Source organism: Roseburia sp. AF42-8 (assembly GCF_003435965.1).
In the GTDB taxonomy this organism is placed as follows: domain Bacteria; phylum Bacillota; class Clostridia; order Lachnospirales; family Lachnospiraceae; genus Roseburia_C; species Roseburia_C amylophila.
On the sequence record NZ_QTVB01000012.1, the window covers coordinates 55,835 to 74,569 of the forward strand.

Consider the following 18,735-nt stretch of genomic DNA (forward strand, 5'->3'; position numbering starts at 1 on the left):
CTGAAAAGTCATGCTCCTGTCATCCGGGATGCTTATACTTCTCATTAGAATCGCATCAAATGGAAAGGAGTTACTTATGGAAATCTTACGAGCTGAAAATCTTACCAAAATCTATGGAACAGGAGAAAATCAGGTGGTTGCCCTAGACCACGTTTCTTTTTCTGTCAACAAAGGCGAATTTCTCGCTATCATCGGGCCATCCGGTTCCGGCAAATCCACACTGCTTCACATTTTAGGCGGTGTCGATACACCAACCTCCGGCAAAGTCTATATGGAGGGCACCGATGTCTACGCGCAAAAGGAGGAACAGCTTGCCATCTTCCGCAGACGGCAGGTCGGGCTGATTTATCAGTTCTATAATCTGATTCCGGTACTGAATGTCATTGAAAATATGACACTTCCTGTCCGCATGGATGGACGCCCGGTCAACAAAGAGCATTTAAATGAGCTGCTGGAAATTCTCTCTTTAAAAGGGCGGGAAAATCATCTTCCAAACCAGCTTTCCGGTGGTCAGCAGCAGCGTGTCTCCATCGGCCGTGCTTTAATGAACGCTCCTGCTGTGGTTTTAGCCGATGAGCCTACCGGAAACTTAGATTCCAAAAACAGCCAGGAAATTGTGGAACTCTTAAAATATTCCAACCAGAAATTTAACCAGACCTTAATTGTCATTACCCATGATGAAAACATTGCCCTTCAGGCAGACCGCATCATTGCCATTGAAGACGGCAAAATTACACGGGATGAGGTGATTCGTGCATGAATATCTTCCACAAAATCACACTCACCAACTTAAAGAAGAATAAAACCCGTACCATCGTCACGATTATCGGAATTATTCTTTCTACTGCCATGTTTACCGCAGTTACCAGCAGCATCAGCTCTCTTCATGCATTTATGAAGGAATATACCATTGATACCGAAGGAAGCTGGCAGGGTGCCGCTTTTCGTGTCACCCAATCAGAGTCAAAAGATTTTCTCTCCCATGATGAAATCGACTCTTCTGTTTCTTTAAAATATATTGGATATGCCAATCTTACCGATTCTGCTAACCAATACAAACCATACCTTTATATCTGTGGTGTAACGGATGATGTTACTACTCTTCTTCCGGTACACATCACGAAAGGACGGATGCCGGAAAACGATTCTGAGCTTCTGCTTCCTGAGCACCTTACCTATGACGGTGGCATTGCTTATAGCTTAAACGATGAAATTACCCTGGATGTTGGGGAACGTGTGGATGAAGATGGTTCTATTTTAGATAATAACACTTCACTGCTTGGTAATAAGTCAGAAAAATCCAAAGACGGAAAAGTGATTCCATTAGAATCCATTACAAATACGGAGTCAAAAACCTATCAGGTAGTAGGTTTTTACAGCAGACCTTCCTTTGAAAGCTTTCAGGCTCCGGGTTATACAGCACTGACTCTCTCTTCTGCCCGGACATCCTATCAGGATATTTACTTCTGTCTTCATAACAGCAAGGATGTATCCAGTTTTTTAGAGCAGAATGCACCATATTCTTATACCATGAACTATGATTTACTGCGGCTTGACGGAGCATCCATGGAGGATTCCTTAAACCGCACCGTCACCAGTCTTGCGGTTATTTTGATTGCAATTATCGTACTTGGGTCTATCTCACTGATTTATAATGCATTTTCCATTTCTATCAGCGAAAGAACCAGACAATTTGGTCTGCTTTCATCCCTTGGTGCAACCAGACACCAGATGATTCACAGCATCCTGTTTGAAGCGGCTTTCCTGTGTCTTATCGGTATTCCGCTTGGAATCTTCTTCGGTTTAGTTGGGATTGGCATTACCTTCTATTTCACTGGTGATACTCTTGCCATACTGTACCGAAGTGACACCACACTGCACCTGACCCTGCAGCCATCCGTTGCCGGAATTGTGATTGCCGTCACCCTCGCTTTTATTACGGTATTGATTTCTGCTTACCTGCCGGCACGGAAATCCATGAAGTTATCTGCCTTAGAAGCCATCCGACAGACCAGTGATATTAACATCCGTTCCAAAAAAGTGCATACATTTCCACTTACAGAAAAATTATTTGGCTTTGAAGGAATGCTTGCTGCCAAAAACTATAAACGAAGCCGCAGCAAATACCGTGCTACTGTTATCTCTCTTTTCTTAAGTATTGTACTGTTTATTTCTGCCAGCAGCTTTTGTGCTTATCTGACACGTTCCGCCGGCAGCATTTATAACGGAAACGGCTATGAACTTTCCTGCACGATATATTCCGAAAATAACTATGACCCGGATACGCTTTTAACAAAAATCCGCGCTTTAGATGGTGTAGATAAGGCTTCTTACGGTGCCAGCTTCGCTGCCTGCTTTACGGTAGCCAAAGAAGACTGTTCGAAAGAATTTGAAAGTTTCTATTCTGATTATGAACAGGCTTATTACAGCAATACACTCCCGGCAGATGACTCCTGTGAGCTTACCACTTTGATTTATTTCGTGGAGGATCATTTATTTGAAGATTATTTAAAAGAAATCGGGGAAAATCCTTCCGATTATCAGAATTCTGTTCATCCAACGGGTGTATTGATTGACCGGCTTCATGTATTCAATGACAAATACTATGACATTAATATTTTCGCCAATCCTTCTTCGCAGGATATTGTATTATCCGCTTTAGACGAAGATGTGAAAAATACCTGCACCGTCACCGCTGGTGCTTTCAGTGATACCATTCCTTTCGGTGTCAGTGCTCCTTCCGATAATGCGAAATTTATTTTTCCATATTCCTGTAAGGATGCTCTCTGGCAGGCACTCAGCCAGAACCCGGATAGTTCACTGGGAAATTCATACTATATAAAAACAGATAATCACAAACAGGTACAGACCGACTTAAATACACTCTTTGACAACGAAAATATTTCTGCTGATATCTATGATTATATGGATTCCATTGAAAATGAGCGTGCCATGATTACCGTTATCAATATTTTTTCCTATGGATTTATTACACTAATTTCCCTGATAGCGGCAGCCAATGTATTTAACACGATTTCTACCAATATTATTTTACGAAAACGTGAATTTGCCATGTTAAAGTCCATCGGTCTTTCTCCGAAGGGCTTCCGAAAAATGATGCAGTTTGAATGTCTGCTCTATGGCTGCAAGGGACTCCTTTACGGACTTCCGGCTTCTATTGGAATCACCTGGCTTATTTATCGGGCAGTCAGTGATGGAATCGACTTTGGATTCTTTATTCCATGGTATAGCTTTGTCATTGCCATTGGCAGTGTGTTTGTCGTCGTTGCTGCAACCATGATTTATTCCATGCGTAAGCTTTCTTCTGAAAATATCATGGATGCATTAAAAAATGAAAATTTATAAAATCTCTTTTTCTTTCAGATTATAAAAGGTAAAATCACCGGTATTTAAAAGCATTCCATTGGCATCTGTAATTTCAAATGCTACTACTGTGAGGTTCCTTCCGGGTTTTACCACTTTGGCGGTGCATGTAACATATTCTGTTGCACGCGCCGCTTTTAAATAGCGGATCTGTCCGTCCACAGTAGTCACATAATATCCATAGGTTCCTGCCGCAATTCCGCATATGGTATCCACTGCCGAATACAGTACTCCGCCGTGCAAATCTCCATAGATATTTGTAAACTCTTTTTTGAATGGCAGTTCTGCCTTTACCCTTCCAAGTTCTGCCTCTGTTATCTTCATCTGCAGCAGACTTCCAAAGGGATTCTGCTCTAATAATTTCTGGCATTCTTCTATTGTAATTTTATTTTGCATTTGGTTCCTCTTTTCTTACATGTATCTTTTATCCTTTATTTGTACCCATTTTGTGCTCATTTATGTTTTTTGTCAATGAAACAATCTATCTGACTTTTCGGATTGCCAAATCCCCATCCTATGATGTAATATATTTTGTATGGTGTATATTAAGAATTTTTCTCACCATACACTTACGCATCAAGGAGGTATCTTTATGGATCCAAAGAAACAATTTTATGAAACACTCGCTACGTCCATGATTGAAAAATTCAAGAAAAGACAGATTGACGCATATTACTGTGCCACCAAAGAAGAAGCCGTTGCACTTGCCACTTCCATGCTGCCGACACAGGCAACCGTTGGTTTTGGCGGTTCCATGACTTTAACCGAAAGTGGTATGATGGCTGCTCTGCAAAATAAGACTGACATCACTCTTTATGACAGAAGCAAAGCTGCCACACCGGAAGAAACAACTGCAATTTATCATCAGTGTCTGAATGCAGATTATTATTTTATGAGTTCCAATGCAATCACTTCTGACGGACAGCTTGTCAATATTGACGGAAATGGCAACCGGGTTGCAGCACTCATCTATGGCCCGAAGGAAGTCATCGTTATGGCCGGTATGAATAAGGTTGTAAAAACAGTTGACGACGCTCTTGACCGGGTACATAATACTGCTACTCCTGCCAACTGCATCCGCCTTAGCAAGAAAACGCCATGTGCACTCACCGGAACATGTGCCGACTGCCTCTCACCGGAGTGTATCTGTAATCAGGTTGTTATCACCAGAAGAAGTGGTATTCCGGGAAGAATCAAAGTAATTCTCATCGGAGAGGAATTAGGATATTAATACGATTTCATAAAAAAATCCGCATACCAGATATACTCTGATATGCGGATTTTTATTTTATCCTATGCTCCGGCTGTAAATGTCGGTAGTTTCTCAATGACTTCCTGCAACGGACTCCAGTTCATCAGTTCTTCCTTTTCATCCTCTCTCTTGAAAGAAATCCCATTTTCCTTTTTCTGCTTTCTCTTTTCTGCACTTTCCTGAGTTCCCGGCAGTCTGCTATAGGCACCGGATTTATGGAATTCATCTGACACCCTGTTTACTGCTGCTACAATATATTCCTTATCCGGATCATTGTCCGATATACCGGAAACAGCGGTGGATACAATACGGTTTGCTTCTTCTTTGCTCTTTGCAGTTTTCAGCTCGTTCTCCACTTCCTCTGCAATCATCTGAATCCGTATCGCATGGGCATATGCAATGGGGTCATTTCTTTGAAGCCATGAAAGTTCTTCTTTGGTCAGCTTCTTTCCAGCCTCTAATTTCCGTTTGATTTTCGCCATTTTTTCCTGTTTTGCTTCTTCACTTTCTTCTGCCACATTATTATCATAAATGCATTTCAGCATATACTGCGGCAATTCCTCCACCGTAGATACCTTCTTTGTATCCTGCTCCGTATTGGAAAATAAATTCAGTCTGACTGCCATCGCATCTCCTCCTGATTTCGTAATCTGTTCCTTGCATTTTATCTTACACTTATATATCGGAATATTTCTTCTTTTTCCATAGTCATTTGTAAATGCTTGACAGCAAGTAGCGAGAAACACGCTTTGCGAGTTTCTCGAGTAAAAAAAGACATCCGCACCGGCATTTTCCCGGATACGAATGTCTTTTCTGGTTACTTTTCATGATACTTTTCTATTTCTTTATTTCCAAGTTCCTTTTCAACTTCCTATCTGTCCCACTTATCTGCCAGAGAATTAATCTGGTCAGCAAATTTCGCAAGATCTTTATTTGGGATACCTTCATTCTTCTGAATGACACTAAGCAGCCTCTGACCCGCCGCCAGCAGTCTTGCAAACACATTAGAGGATGCCTTTGCCGGTTTGTCTTTCTTCTTTTCAACCAGTTCACGGGTTCCTTCATGAACACAGACATTTTCTAATAAGTCATAGGTATCACCACTATATGGTGCAACCGCCTGATAGCCTAATTCCGTATGCAGATGCTCTGCAAATTCATCACAGACCTTATCCTCACCATGTACCACAAAGACACGCTTTGGTGGATTTTTAAATGCAGATGCCCATTTTGTCAGCATATCACGGTCTGCATGGCCACTGATACCAGGAAGATTTAAAATTTCTGCATGTACCTGAATATTTTCACCGAAAAGTTTTACTTCTTTGGCTCCATTCAAAAGTGCATGACCCAAGGTTCCAGGTACCTGATATCCTACAAACAGAATCGTGCTTTCCGGTCTCCACAAATTATGTTTTAAATGATGGCGGATACGGCCAGCCTCACACATACCGGAAGCAGAAATGATAACCAATGGTTTCTTGCTGAAGTTAATCATTTTGGATTCATCACTGGTAACAGACGTTTTCAGTCCCGGGAATCCAATCGGATTAATACCCTGCTCCACTAATTTCTTTGCCTCATCAGAGAAGCAGTCTTCTACACTCTTATGGAAAATATTCGTTGCCTCCACAGCCAGCGGGCTGTCGATATAAGCCTCAAAATCTTCAAACTCCGGCAGCAGATGTTCTGTCTTAATCCGTCGCAGATGATATAGCATTTCCTGTGTACGGCCTACAGAAAATGCCGGAATGACAAGATTACCACCTCTTGCAAATGTCCGCTTAATTACTGCCGCAAGTTCCGGTGCATAATCCGGCGGATCTGCATGTATCCGGTCACCATAAGTTGATTCAATCAATACATAATCTGCTTCATCGATAAACTGCGGATTTTTAATCAATGGCTTATTGCCATGACCGATATCTCCGGAAAATACAATTTTCACAGTCTTATCTTCTTCCGTCAGCCATACCTCAATGCTGGATGAACCAAGAAGATGTCCTGCATCTACAAACCGGATTTTTACTCCATCACAGATTTCAATGATTTTATTGTAATCACATGGTACAAAATGCTCTAAAACCCCCTGTGCATCATCCATATCGTAAAGAGGCACTACTTCCGGTAATCCGGCTCTCCTGGCCTTACGGTTTCTCCACTCTGCTTCAAACATCTGGATGTGTGCACTGTCCTTTAACATGATATTACAAAGTTCGCTGGTTGCTGTTGTCGCAAATATCTGTCCCCGGAATCCATGACTATACAGCAATGGAAGTAAGCCTGAATGGTCGATATGGGCATGTGTTACAAACACATAATCAATATTAGATGCATTCACCGGAATCTCCTGATTCACATATAAATCCGGTCCCTGCTCCATACCACAATCCACCAGTATCCGCTTATCCTGACATTGCAGAAAATGACAACTTCCAGTTACTTCATGTGCAGCCCCTAAAAACTCCAATAACATAATACCATCTCCTCGCCATCTCTTTATTGTCGAACTTATGATAGTATCATTTTATCATATTGGACAAAAAATGTATACATTTTATTCGTTTTTTATTCAAATCGCACAATTTCTTTCTTCAATCGTTTCATAATCTTTTTCTCCAGCCTGGAAATATAGGACTGGGAAATTCCTAATAAATCCGCCACCTCTTTCTGGGTCAGTTCATTATCATTTTTCGAATTGATGCCAAACCGCAGTTCAATAATCGTCCGCTCCCTGCCGCTTAAATGCTCAATTGCTTTATTCAAAAGCTTCTTTTCAACCTCAGTCTCAATATCCCGGTAAATGACATCTTCATCTGTTCCTAAAATATCCGAAAGTAATAATTCATTTCCGTCCCAGTCCACATTTAACGGCTCATCAATGGATACCTCTAATTTCGTCTTATTATTTCTACGCAGATACATCAGAATTTCATTTTCAATACATCGGGAGGCATAGGTTGCAAGCTTGATATTTTTTTCCGGATTAAAAGTATTAATTGCCTTGATTAATCCGATGGTTCCAATAGAAATCAAATCCTCCACTCCTACTCCCGTATTGTCAAATTTCTTCGCTATGTATACTACAAGTCTCAGATTATGCTCGATTAATTTCTTTCTTGCAGTCTCACTCTGCTCTTTCACCAATTGTCCGATACATTCCATTTCCTCTTTCGCCGGAAGCGGTGGCGGCAGCACCTCTGCCCCTCCGATATAGTGAATTTCCGTCTCCTTACGAAGCAGCATATCTTTTAAACTACGCACAATGCGAAACTGAAAATGCTCCGGTATATCTACTTTTAAATACATTACAACTCCTCTTTCCTCTCTTATTCACATTCCATCCTATAGCAGATGGCAATTTAAAATCATCTGATATTCCTTCTTTTGAAACAACGATGGACTTCCAAGTGCAATCACCGCCTGTAAAATCTGCCGCTCTTTTTTTCCTTCTTTAATATAAAGTTCTTCTACGGTAAGTGCTTCTACCAAGCCGTTTTTCTCTCCCATACTGCTAAATGGCAACAGTCGTACTACCGGCTCATCTTCCCGGAAAATCGGCATCAGAAGCTCTTTATCTATGATACTGACCGGTTTTCCCACATAGGGGTCGATCAGCAGATTTCCGGTATCATAATAGGCTTCTAACAGCAATTCATGTTCATGATAGCAAAGACGCACCTGATAAAGATGCCGGCTTCTCTCCTTTCTGCTGCGCCATATTATGGATGCTGACACAGCAATTCCCGCCGTCAGCACCATTGCCAGATAAAAATGCTGCCCATAAAAAAGGCTCTTATTGAGCCACTGCATGCAGCCTCCTGTCAGAATCGAAAACAAAAAACAGCCAAGCCAGTTTTTTATCAGAAAAGCGACTCTTTGTGTCGTATGTTTCCTCGTAAAAAATGCAATCATAACCATGCCAAGCGGAACCGGTACATACATAATCAGCCGATACAATCTATAGGATGAAAGCATCAGAAAACAAATGACTCCCATACCACTTCCAAATAAGGCAGCAAGCAGTATCCTGCCCTTATGTATGAGATTCCGCAAAAAAATGCCTGTCAGGAACAGATTCAGCATATCCATCAGGAAATTATTGACAAAAAGAACATCTAAATATATCTCATAAATACATGCCACCTCCCTTCCTTTCCTGCATTATACAAACTTTCCTCTGCATATTTTGTCAAAACAGATGCCGCCATTCTTTCATTTCATTGACAGAATCCGACTGCCCGGCAGGGAAGTTGCAAAAGAAACGTAATGCACTCTGCAAATCTTACCTACAGAAGCTGCCACCGGCAGCTTCTTACGGATGCCTGACAACGCAAAAAACGCTTAGAACAATGGCTGTCACCAGTATCTGGTACATTTCAAATGTTCTAAGCGTCGTATCATACAGGAACTTCAAATTCCTTTTCTACTCTTACACTATAATTTTATTGCTATCCTTTTCAAAATGATAGTTCTTATTTTTTGGTACTCTTTAAGAACTCCGGAATTTTAATATCCTTCTCATGAACAGTGCTTTCCGGTCTCTTTGGTTTGGTAATTCCAATAAATGGAGAAGCTGCCGGAGCCGGCTGCTGTGCAGCAGTCTGTCCCAGAGTAGATGTTGCTCCGAAACTGCTGTTGGTTGTAACATTAGCAGTACGGTTTACAAGTCCGGAATTAATGACCGGTCTGGTGGTTGCTGCTGTATTTGGATATTTCAATCCGGACATAAGATTAGAAGATGCAGTGGTTTTTGCTGCATTCTCTTCCAGTCCTGTTGCAATTACAGTAATCGTTGCAGCATCTGTCATAGTCTCATCATATTTTGCACCAAAGATAATATTTGCATTATCGCCGGCAAGATCTTCTACATAGCTTGCTGCATCATTGGCATCCATAAGAGAAATATCACCGGAAATATTGATAATAACATGGCTTGCTCCATTGATAGTTGTCTCAAGCAATGGACTGGTAACAGCCAGTTTGACTGCCTCAATTGCCTTATCATCACCCTTAGCCATACCGATACCGATATGTGCAAGACCCTTGTCCTTCATAACAGTCTGAACATCTGCGAAGTCAAGGTTAATCAATGCCGGCATATTAATCAGGTCTGTGATTCCCTGAACCGCCTGCTGAAGCACCTCATCTGCTTTCTTTAATGCATCCGGGAAGGTTGTTCTGCGGTCTACAATCTCTAATAATTTATCATTTGGAATTACAATCAAGGTATCTACATTCTCACGAAGCTTGTCAACACCGCTTAAAGCATTTACCATTCTTGCTTTTGCTTCAAATTTAAACGGCTTAGTTACAACACCAACGGTAAGAATTCCCTGATCCTTTGCAATCTTTGCCACAACAGGAGCTGCTCCTGTACCGGTTCCGCCACCCATACCACAGGTTACGAATACCATATCTGCACCTTCAATAGCTGCTGACAACTCTTCCATACTCTCTTCTGCAGCTTTGGCTCCAACCTCCGGCTGTGCTCCTGCTCCAAGTCCTTTGGTAAGCTTCTCACCAATCTGAATCAACGTAGGTGCTTTACATAAAAGTAATGCCTGTTTATCGGTATTTACTCCAACAAACTCAACACCACCAATATTTTCATCAATCATTCTATTTACTGCATTATTACCTGCACCACCAACACCAATTACAATAATTTTAGCACTGGATTCTGCTTCTGTTGTTTTAATTTCAAGCAAGGTAGTTCCTCCTTCTCTCCCTCATTCTATATGTAATCTATGAGAATCTGCTTTACAGATTTCTCATAAAAAGTATGCCTTTATTTACTCATATACTCTATCATATAATTTTTCGTAAAAATAATCAACCTATATTTTCTGTTTTTTTGAAAAAATTACGCCGTCTTTTCAAAAGTAATATCTGTGGTATCTTCTGTCCAGTCTTCCAGATGAAGAATGCCTGTAAGTCCTTCCAGATTTGGCATAATTTTCTCCATACGAACTACTTTTTCCGTAAGGCTGGTTGCCTGTCCAAGATTCACCGTAATCGTTCCGTACTGCAGGGTTACATTTCCCTGGTCATCATAATTGATGGTATCCGGAACCAGATTATACTTCTTTAAGGTCTGGGTTACTGCCAGCAAATCCTTTAGGGTATCTTTTCCGCTTACGTCAAGCTTTTCATAAAGTACTGCTTCCCCACAAGTCAGTCCGGTAATCTGCGGTACTCCTTCGATGACATCTGTAGACATTTCCACTACAAAGCCATCTTTGTCAAAATAGACATTCTGTCCCAGGGAATCCATATATAAGTAGCCCAGCAGTCCTTTTTCATATACTTCTACATGAAGGGTATGCGGTGATTTGACACTCACCTCCATCGTATCAATAAACGGAACTTCCTGTGTATCAAAGAAACGATATTTAAAATATACATATAATGTATTCCAGGAATAGTCATCATTTAAGACCCATTCCTTAATCTGCTCATCACTGTATAATTTATTGCCTTCTACTTCGACATTTTTTACGGTAAATACCTTGATTACAATGAGTGCTGCCAGTGCCAGAATCAACAGTGTAGTCAGAAATCCAATCAGGATATGTTTTCTTCTTCTCTTCTTTCTGCGTTCTTCTCGTATCATATCCTATCCCTCCAACTGAATTCCTCTGGAAACACTTAACGCAAGTCCCATTTCTGCTAAGAGGAATGATGCCGAAGTACCACCATAACTGATAAAAGGAAGTGTGATACCGGTATTTGGAATACTGTTGGTTACAACGGCGATATTAAGGATTACCTGAATGGCAATGTGAGCCATAATACCAACCACCAGCAATGCACCATATAAATCTTTCGCATTATTGGCAATTACCATAAAACGCCACAGCATTAAGATAAACAGCAAAATCAGGCAGATTGCTCCGAATAATCCAAGCTCCTCACAGATGATGGAAAATACCATATCATTCTGCGCTTCCGGTACGAACCCAAGCTTCTGCATACTGGCACCAAGTCCTTTTCCAAAAAGTCCTCCAGAACCAATGGCATATAAGCCCTGCATGGTCTGATAACCTTTATCATAATTCTCCGGATGGAGCCAGATTTTGATACGTTCTGCACGATAGCTTGCCAGTACAATAAAGACTGCTCCGAAAGCGAATACTGCGATTGCCATTCCCACAAACTGCGCATATTTCGGGCTTGCCACGAACGCCATTGCCACTGCGATACCCACAATGATAATCGCGGTACTTAAGTTCGTATAAGCAACCGGTCCAACCAGCGGAAGCAGTAAAACCATTACCTTCATCAGTTCCTTCAGATCGCCAATCTTCTTTTGCATGCGGCTGATTACCGTTGCAAGAAAAATAATGACAGCAAGCTTTGCAAACTCAGATGGCTGGAAAGAAAGCGGACCAAGGCGGAACCATCTGGTAGAACCATTTCCATTCGATCCTAAAAAGATAACGGAAACGCACAGTAAAAATGCGCCTATGTATGCCACACCATACAGTCTCTTCCACACATGATAATCAATCTTGGAAATCACAAACATGGCAACAAATCCAAGGCAGCATGCAAATGCCTGCCGCTTTAGATAATGAGTTCCATCGCCATACTCAATCTGTGCATTATAAGAACTGGTGCTGTACAGCATAACCAGACCAAAACACACTAAGAAAATAATAACAAACAAAAGTGTATAGTCAAAATATTTAATTGTCTTTTCTTTTGTGCCTGATTTTCTTCCCGGTCTGCGGCCCATAAATCACTACTCCTTTAAATTGCGCACCAAATCCTTAAATATTCTTCCTCGTTCTTCGTAGCTTTTAAACATATCCCAGCTTGCACATGCCGGTGATAATAATACGGCATCACCGGAAACTGCATTGTCATAGCAGATATTTACGGCCTCTTCGAGACTGTCTGCGAATACATACTCTGTAAATCCATGTCTCTTTGCACAGTCTGCAATCTTCTCTTTTGTTACTCCGATTAATACTAATTTCTTTACTTTACCATCGAAGCTTTCTATCCATTCATCATATTCAGACTGCTTATCATAGCCACCGCCAATGAGAAGTGTCGGACGGTTCATTGCCTGAATTCCCTTAATCGCTGCATCCGGGTTTGTTCCCTTAGAATCGTTATAGAATTTTACGCCACGTTTCTCCGTAACATATTCAATTCTATGCTCTACTGCCTGGAACTCACGCAGTGTTTTTACAATGACATCCATCGGTACTCCGATACTTATGGTCATGGCAACTGCCGCCATAACATTTTCATAATTATGGGTTCCAAGAATATTTAGCTCATTGACATCAATGACTTCTTCCTCTTTGCCCTCAGAGACATAAATAATCTTCTCACCATTTAAATAACATCCATTCTGTACCGGCTTTTTACTGTCAAACCAGAGCACTTTCATGGATAAGGATTCCCCAAATTTGCGAAGTACTTCATCCTCATAATTTAAGACGCAGACATCGTTTGCTTTCTGATTCTTTGTAATGTCCTCTTTTGCCTTAATATAATTTTCCATGGTATGATGACGGTTCAGATGATCCGGTGTAATATTTAAAATAGCAGATACATCCGGAGCAAAATCTACAATTGTCTCTAACTGGAAACTGCTGATTTCTGCTGCTGTTACCGTTTCTTCTGTGGTATCTGCCGCTACCGATGTATATGGAATTCCAATATTTCCTACGACTTTTACATCCTTAAAGTAATTGGATAAAATTTCTCCCACCAGTGTAGTGGTTGTCGTCTTGCCATTCGTTCCTGTAATTGCAAGGATTTTTCCTTTTGCCACCTGATAAGCAAGCTCAATCTCACCAATAATCGTAATTTTCTTATCACGCATGGCATTTACCAATGGTAAATCGGTTGGAACACCCGGACTTAACACAACAAAATCCAGTTTATCCATCACTTCTTCCGGAAGGGTGCCCACATAGATTTCTGCCTTGGCAAAGCTCTCCGATTTTTCTTTGATTTCTGCTACACTCTGCTTTTCATTTCCTTCAAAAACGAAAATATTCGCATTCTGTTTTTCTAACAGCTCTGCTGCAGCAATTCCACTTTTCCCAGAGCCAAATACCAGTACATTTTTCTCCTGAAATTCCATTTTATTCACTCCTGTCTCTTTATAATCCAATCAATGCAACCAGACATAAGATTGCTGTTACAATTGAAAATACTGCCACTACCCTGGTCTCTGACCAGCCACCTAATTCAAAGTGGTGATGAATCGGAGCCATACGGAAAATTCTCTTTCCACCTGTTTTTTTAAAATAGGTTACCTGAATGATAACAGATAATACTTCTACCAGATAAATCAGTCCCACAATCAGAAGGAAAATTGGCATCTGAAGCATATATGCGGTAGCTGCCACAAATCCACCCAGTGCAAGAGAACCGGTATCTCCCATAAATACACTTGCCGGATATACATTAAACAGAAGGAAGCCCATCAATGCACCTACTACAGCACAGGTAATCGGTTCGATTCCGCTGTTAGTTCCCACTGCAACTACAGTAAAGAAGGTTGCTACGATAATGGTTACGCTGGTAGCAAGACCATCTAAGCCATCGGTAAAGTTGACTCCGTTTACAGTTCCGATTACTGCAAAATACATGACCGGAATTGCAAGCCAGCCAATATTCCAGTATTTTCCACCGGAAAATGGAAGCAGCATCGTAAGGGAAACATCTGAAAACTTCACCATGTATACCACAAAAACAGTGGTCACTACAAGCTGGCATAACATTTTCTGCCATGCAAGCAGTCCATCCGATCGTCTCAGTACAACCTTCAAATAATCATCTAAAAATCCAATTACGCCAAATCCTACTACCATAAAGAGAATCGGAATAATCTTCGGATAATCTTTTACATAAATCAGACTGGTTACAATAATACTTGCGATAATCATCAATCCACCCATGGTAGGGGTTCCCATTTTCTTCTGATGGGATTCAAGCTCTTTCCGCTCCGTCTGACCAACTTTCAATCTTCTTAAAAAAGGAATTACGACCGGTCCTAACAATGCACTCACTGCAAAAGCGATAATAACCGGAAGAATAACATGATACGTCATAACTGCACCTCTTTTTATTTTCTTTTTGTATATCATTTCAACTTATCTAGTATACGTTATTTAGAGATTTCCTGCAAGATATCTTCCCAAAGTTTCACGGATTTTCCTGAATTTCCGCATCTTCTGTAACTAGTGCCTGCTCAATGCCAAGATATGGCAGAATATTGGAAAACAAATCCCGGCAGACCGGTGCTGCTATGGTTCCACCATAATAAACGCCTTGTGGATTATTGATAATAATTAAGGCAAGTACCTGCGGATCGTCAGCCGGAGCAAAGCCTAAAAAAGAAGAAATATACCTTTTTTCACTACGTGGAAGCGTCTGGGACGTTGCGGTTTTGCCGCCAATAGAAAAGCCTTCAAGAGCCGCATTCTTTCCACTGCCCTCAGATACTACTTTTTCCAGCAAATAGCGCATGGTGGTGGAAGTTTCTTCGCTTACAATATGTTCCTTTTGTCCATAGACAAAAGTATGTGTCACTTCTCCTTCTGCATTTTTCGTCTCCACGCCAAAATGCGGCGTCACACGGTTTCCTCCATTTATAATAGAGGAACCGTAGTTGCAAGCTGAATCGGTGTAATCTGGAAGGACTGCCCAAAGGACATGGTTGCAAGCTCCACCTGACCGATATTTTCTCTTTTATGCATAATGGTGGATGCTTCCCCCGGTAAATCTATATTTGTCCTGGATAATAAACCAAACTGTTCAAAATAATCGCAGAAGCGGTCGGAACCGATACGAAGTCCGATTTCTATGAATACCGGGTTGCAGGAATTCATAATGCCATGGGTAAAATCCTCTGCCCCATGCCCTCCCACTTTATGGCAGCGGATTCTCCTATCCTCCACAATCTTATATCCCGGACAGTTAAACTGGTCAGAAAGACTTACTTTTCCCTCCTCCAAGGCTGCGGATGCTGTTATTATCTTAAAAGTGGATCCCGGTTCATAAGTGTCATTGATGCACTGGTTTCTCCACATTTTATTTAAAGCATCCTGCTTCTCCTCTTCGCTCAATTCCGTGTCATTCTCCGTATTTAAGGCAAAAGGTTCATTGAGATTAAACTCCGGTTCATTTACCATAGCAAGAATTTCGCCGTTCTGTGGGTTCATTACAAGGATGCTGACACTATCTGCCTGTTTTTCCTCCCGCACCTTTACTGCCGCCTGCGCTGCATACATCTGGATATTATAATCAAGACTTAAATAAAGGTCATCTCCTTCTACCGGCTCACTCCGCCGCTCTCCGGCATTTTTTATCTCTACGCCTCTGGCATCTGTCAATGTAAGTATCTTTCCATTGATGCCCTCCAGATATTCATCATATTTTACTTCTATTCCGATAATTCCCTGATTGTCCCCGCCAGTAAATCCGATTACTTTAGAAGCCAGTTCATTATAAGGATAATACCGTTTATAATCTTCATCGATCTTCACGCCCGCCAGTTCATAAGATCGAATCGCATCTCCGGTTTCTTTCTCCACATTCGTCTTAATCCGTTCAATGGAACTAACCTTCTCTACCCGCTTCCGCACTGTCTCTTCTGACATGCCAAGCTCTTTTGTTAAAACTGCAATTACCTTTTCCGGGTCTTCTATCTGGCTGTGAATCACAGAAATCGTACATACCGTCTTATTTTCTGCTAAAACCACACCATTTCTGTCATAAATATTTCCTCTTGCCGCCTTGATATCCCTTTCTCTTTCATGTAGGTTCTCAGCCCGGACCCCATAGTATTCTGAACAGAATATCATAAGATACACCAGTCGTCCCATCAGAAATACCATCAGCAGTAATACTGCCACAAAAATAATCATAATTTTTCGTCGGTTAAAGGTTTTATTCCGATAGATGCAAAATCTGTTTTCTTCTTCCTCCTGCATTTTTTGCTGAAACATAAAAACATAACCTCATAAAAGCAGTTATTATAATCTATTACAACTTTTACAAGGTTATGTTGTTTTCTCTATTGTGCTACATCCTGTGGCTGTAAACCATCCTCCGGTGGTACTGTTTCCTCTGCAATATCCGGTGTCTGGTCTACCATAGAATCCTCCGGTGCAGAATCCGGAACATCTGTTGTTCCATCTGCCGGTGCTTCTGCCGGGTCTGTCTCTTCTGTTACAACAATGTCCTCATCCGGATAAATATTAAGATAAGGCAGTGTCTCTTCGAAAATTCCCTTTGCGATTTCCTGTGCAAAGGTACTGTGAAACTCTTCTTCTGCGTTTGGTTCGTCTACTACTACATATACCAAAAGCTGCGGATTGTCTACTGGTGCAAAACCGATAAAGGAAACCAGATAATTTCCCTGTCCTCGAGGAAGCTTCTGTGCTGTTCCGGTCTTTCCACCCATGGAGTATCCCGGCACTTTTGCATATTTTCCGGTACCATCGGAAACCGTTGCATAAAGATACTGTTTTAATAATTCACTGGTAGATGAAGACACTGTTTTCTTTAACAAGGTTCCATTGTCTTCCTGTATGACATTCCCATTTTCATCTGTTATTTTCTTTACCACATGTGGCTGATAATAGTTACCACCATTAATAATGGAACAAAAAGCACTTGCCACCTGTATCATGGTAACATTAAAGTTCTGTCCAAAGGAATTGGTAGCCAGGTTAATGGTGCTTAGCTGGTCTTCGGTATAAATTAAGGAATCGGTTCTAGCTTCTCCCGGTAAATCAATGTTTGTCTTGGTACCAAAGCCGAAAATCTGCTGATACTTGGAGAAATTCTCAGGTCCGATATCATAAGACATCTGCATCAGGGCATCATTACAGGAATTCTTTAAGGCATCTTCTACTGTTTCAAGTCCATGTCCGTTGGTATTTACACAGTGAATGTCATGACCGGAAATCGTCTCGTATCCATCACAGATAAAAGTACGGTTCGGGTCTAAAGTTCCGGTATCCAGACCACAGGCTACGGTAAAAGGTTTTACGGTAGAGCCCGGTTCATAAGTATAAGTAATGCAGAAATTAGACCATAACTGGTTTAAAGCATCCAGTTCTGCATCGTCATCCATAGCATCAATTTCTTCCTGGGTATAATAGGCAGACAAATCCCTTGGATTACTACTGTCATAATTTGGATAATTTGCCATGGCAAGCACTTCAGCATTCTGGGGGTTCATTACAATAACTCCCACATGTTTACTTCCAGCACCTTCTCTTGCTGCATCCCTGTATTCTTCTTCAAATGCAGCAATCTTATCTTCTACGATTTTCTGGATATTTGCATCAATGGTCAGTGTAACATCATTCCCATTCTGGGCATCGATTACTGTCTTCTCAAAATTACTGTCGGAATTCAGATAACCATATTCTCTTCCGTTGGTTCCATTCAAAACACTGTTATAGGAATTTTCCACTCCATTCATTCCCAGATTACCGCTGGTAGTAAATCCTACTACCGCACTGGCTAGAGAACCATATGGATATTCTCTCTGGTATTCTTTTTCAAACCAAACTCCATTAATTTTTCCTTTTTTCTCTGCATCGCCGCTCTTCTTATCGGAAGCTTCCTTTTCTGCCGCCTGCATATCTTCAAACGCCCGAATCTCTTCATAGCTTAATTTCTTTGCCAGAACATTGTACTGGCTCTTTGGCTTATCCGTAATCAGATTACGTAAATCGGTTTCATTCAGCTGTGGGAAACAGGTTATCAGTGCATCGATGGTCGGGTCAATATCTGCCGAATCACTGTTTAATACCTTACAGTCTAATATCACATTGTATACATCCACGCTGGTTGCAAGTATCGTTCCCTTGCAGTCTGTAATATTTCCACGCTGATAAGGAATGACCGTACTGTCATATTTCTGCTGGGATAATACTTTCTTTTCGTATTTCTTTCCACTGGTGTGTTCAATATACATCAATCTTACAATTAATCCCAACAAAAGTAGTGCTATTATTACAAACAGCACTACAAGTTTCTTTTGCATTTTCTTACTAAATTTTGCTATTTTCTTTCCGCCGCGTCTCTTTCCTGCCATTTTACCACCACGT

The 18,735-nt window shown here is 41.1% G+C and carries 14 protein-coding genes and 1 pseudogene; 3 read left to right on the forward strand and 12 right to left on the reverse strand.

What is annotated here, in order from left to right:
- Window positions 1-76 precede the first annotated feature (76 nt).
- Together DW059_RS07070 and DW059_RS07075 are read left to right on the forward strand one after the other, a co-directional pair.
- Window positions 77-760: an ABC transporter ATP-binding protein gene (locus tag DW059_RS07070; protein WP_117698304.1), complete on the forward strand. Its 684-nt coding sequence runs from the start codon at window positions 77-79 to the stop codon at window positions 758-760.
- On the forward strand, window positions 757-3,366 hold the full coding sequence (locus tag DW059_RS07075; RefSeq protein WP_117698305.1) for an ABC transporter permease: 2,610 nt from the start codon (window positions 757-759) through the stop codon (window positions 3,364-3,366). Before DW059_RS07070 ends, DW059_RS07075 begins: the two co-directional genes overlap by 4 nt.
- Here the strand turns inward: DW059_RS07075 and DW059_RS07080 are convergent.
- Window positions 3,361-3,780, reverse strand: a complete 420-nt coding sequence (locus DW059_RS07080; RefSeq protein WP_117698306.1) for a PaaI family thioesterase — start codon at window positions 3,778-3,780, stop codon at window positions 3,361-3,363. The two genes, DW059_RS07075 and DW059_RS07080, sit on opposite strands and share 6 nt — an antisense overlap.
- Window positions 3,781-3,976: 196 nt before the next feature.
- On the opposite strand from DW059_RS07080, the gene DW059_RS07085 reads away from it, so the two are divergent.
- Window positions 3,977-4,615, forward strand: coding sequence for a lactate utilization protein (locus tag DW059_RS07085; RefSeq protein ID WP_117698307.1), 639 nt, complete (start codon window positions 3,977-3,979; stop codon window positions 4,613-4,615).
- A gap of 62 nt (window positions 4,616-4,677) precedes the next feature.
- Here the strand turns inward: DW059_RS07085 and DW059_RS07090 are convergent, their stop codons facing one another.
- The 11 genes and pseudogenes from DW059_RS07090 to DW059_RS07140 all read right to left on the reverse strand — a co-directional run bounded on the left by DW059_RS07090 (window position 4,678) and on the right by DW059_RS07140 (window position 18,722).
- Window positions 4,678-5,262: a hypothetical protein gene (locus tag DW059_RS07090; protein WP_117698308.1), complete on the reverse strand. Its 585-nt coding sequence runs from the start codon at window positions 5,260-5,262 to the stop codon at window positions 4,678-4,680.
- Window positions 5,263-5,507: 245 nt separating this feature from the next.
- Window positions 5,508-7,112: an MBL fold metallo-hydrolase RNA specificity domain-containing protein gene (locus tag DW059_RS07095; protein ID WP_117698309.1), complete on the reverse strand. Its 1,605-nt coding sequence runs from the start codon at window positions 7,110-7,112 to the stop codon at window positions 5,508-5,510.
- 92 nt (window positions 7,113-7,204) lie between these two features.
- The gene (gene sigE, locus DW059_RS07100; RefSeq protein ID WP_022243362.1) at window positions 7,205-7,945 is read right to left on the reverse strand and encodes an RNA polymerase sporulation sigma factor SigE; all 741 of its coding nucleotides are present in this window, start codon (window positions 7,943-7,945) and stop codon (window positions 7,205-7,207) included.
- A 36-nt stretch (window positions 7,946-7,981) separates the two neighbouring features.
- Entirely contained in the window at window positions 7,982-8,782 is an 801-nt protein-coding gene (locus DW059_RS07105) for a sigma-E processing peptidase SpoIIGA (RefSeq protein ID WP_117698310.1), read from the reverse strand.
- Window positions 8,783-9,111: 329 nt separating this feature from the next.
- The gene (ftsZ, locus tag DW059_RS07110) at window positions 9,112-10,347 is read right to left on the reverse strand and encodes a cell division protein FtsZ (protein ID WP_022243364.1); all 1,236 of its coding nucleotides are present in this window, start codon (window positions 10,345-10,347) and stop codon (window positions 9,112-9,114) included.
- Window positions 10,348-10,502: 155 nt separating this feature from the next.
- On the reverse strand, window positions 10,503-11,252 hold the full coding sequence (locus DW059_RS07115; RefSeq protein ID WP_117698311.1) for a cell division protein FtsQ/DivIB: 750 nt from the start codon (window positions 11,250-11,252) through the stop codon (window positions 10,503-10,505).
- Window positions 11,253-11,255: 3 nt separating this feature from the next.
- On the reverse strand, window positions 11,256-12,377 hold the full coding sequence (ftsW, locus tag DW059_RS07120) for a putative lipid II flippase FtsW (protein WP_117698312.1): 1,122 nt from the start codon (window positions 12,375-12,377) through the stop codon (window positions 11,256-11,258).
- A gap of 6 nt (window positions 12,378-12,383) precedes the next feature.
- Window positions 12,384-13,745 carry a UDP-N-acetylmuramoyl-L-alanine--D-glutamate ligase gene (gene murD / locus DW059_RS07125; protein WP_117698313.1) on the reverse strand — a complete coding sequence of 454 codons (1,362 nt, stop codon included), beginning with the start codon at window positions 13,743-13,745 and terminating at the stop codon, window positions 12,384-12,386.
- A gap of 19 nt (window positions 13,746-13,764) precedes the next feature.
- Window positions 13,765-14,718, reverse strand: a complete 954-nt coding sequence (mraY, locus tag DW059_RS07130) for a phospho-N-acetylmuramoyl-pentapeptide-transferase (protein WP_117698314.1) — start codon at window positions 14,716-14,718, stop codon at window positions 13,765-13,767.
- 94 nt (window positions 14,719-14,812) lie between these two features.
- Window positions 14,813-16,572: pseudogene (locus DW059_RS07135) on the reverse strand (peptidoglycan D,D-transpeptidase FtsI family protein).
- A gap of 113 nt (window positions 16,573-16,685) precedes the next feature.
- The gene (locus DW059_RS07140; protein ID WP_022243370.1) at window positions 16,686-18,722 is read right to left on the reverse strand and encodes a peptidoglycan D,D-transpeptidase FtsI family protein; all 2,037 of its coding nucleotides are present in this window, start codon (window positions 18,720-18,722) and stop codon (window positions 16,686-16,688) included.
- Between the last annotated feature and the right edge of the window lie 13 nt (window positions 18,723-18,735).

What these genes read in the sequence shown, in the direction of transcription:
- DW059_RS07075 (WP_117698305.1), top strand. Translation starts at nt 757, where the DNA reads ATGAATATCTTCCACAAAATCACACTCACCAACTTAAAGAAGAATAAA.
- DW059_RS07085 (WP_117698307.1), top strand. Translation starts at nt 3,977, where the DNA reads ATGGATCCAAAGAAACAATTTTATGAAACACTCGCTACGTCCATGATT.
- mraY (WP_117698314.1), bottom strand. Translation starts at nt 14,718, where the DNA reads ATGACGTATCATGTTATTCTTCCGGTTATTATCGCTTTTGCAGTGAGT.
- DW059_RS07140 (WP_022243370.1), bottom strand. Translation starts at nt 18,722, where the DNA reads ATGGCAGGAAAGAGACGCGGCGGAAAGAAAATAGCAAAATTTAGTAAG.
- ftsW (WP_117698312.1), bottom strand. Translation starts at nt 12,377, where the DNA reads ATGGGCCGCAGACCGGGAAGAAAATCAGGCACAAAAGAAAAGACAATT.
- DW059_RS07115 (WP_117698311.1), bottom strand. Translation starts at nt 11,252, where the DNA reads ATGATACGAGAAGAACGCAGAAAGAAGAGAAGAAGAAAACATATCCTG.
- murD (WP_117698313.1), bottom strand. Translation starts at nt 13,745, where the DNA reads ATGGAATTTCAGGAGAAAAATGTACTGGTATTTGGCTCTGGGAAAAGT.
- DW059_RS07080 (WP_117698306.1), bottom strand. Translation starts at nt 3,780, where the DNA reads ATGCAAAATAAAATTACAATAGAAGAATGCCAGAAATTATTAGAGCAG.
- DW059_RS07090 (WP_117698308.1), bottom strand. Translation starts at nt 5,262, where the DNA reads ATGGCAGTCAGACTGAATTTATTTTCCAATACGGAGCAGGATACAAAG.
- sigE (WP_022243362.1), bottom strand. Translation starts at nt 7,945, where the DNA reads ATGTATTTAAAAGTAGATATACCGGAGCATTTTCAGTTTCGCATTGTG.
- DW059_RS07070 (WP_117698304.1), top strand. Translation starts at nt 77, where the DNA reads ATGGAAATCTTACGAGCTGAAAATCTTACCAAAATCTATGGAACAGGA.
- DW059_RS07095 (WP_117698309.1), bottom strand. Translation starts at nt 7,112, where the DNA reads ATGTTATTGGAGTTTTTAGGGGCTGCACATGAAGTAACTGGAAGTTGT.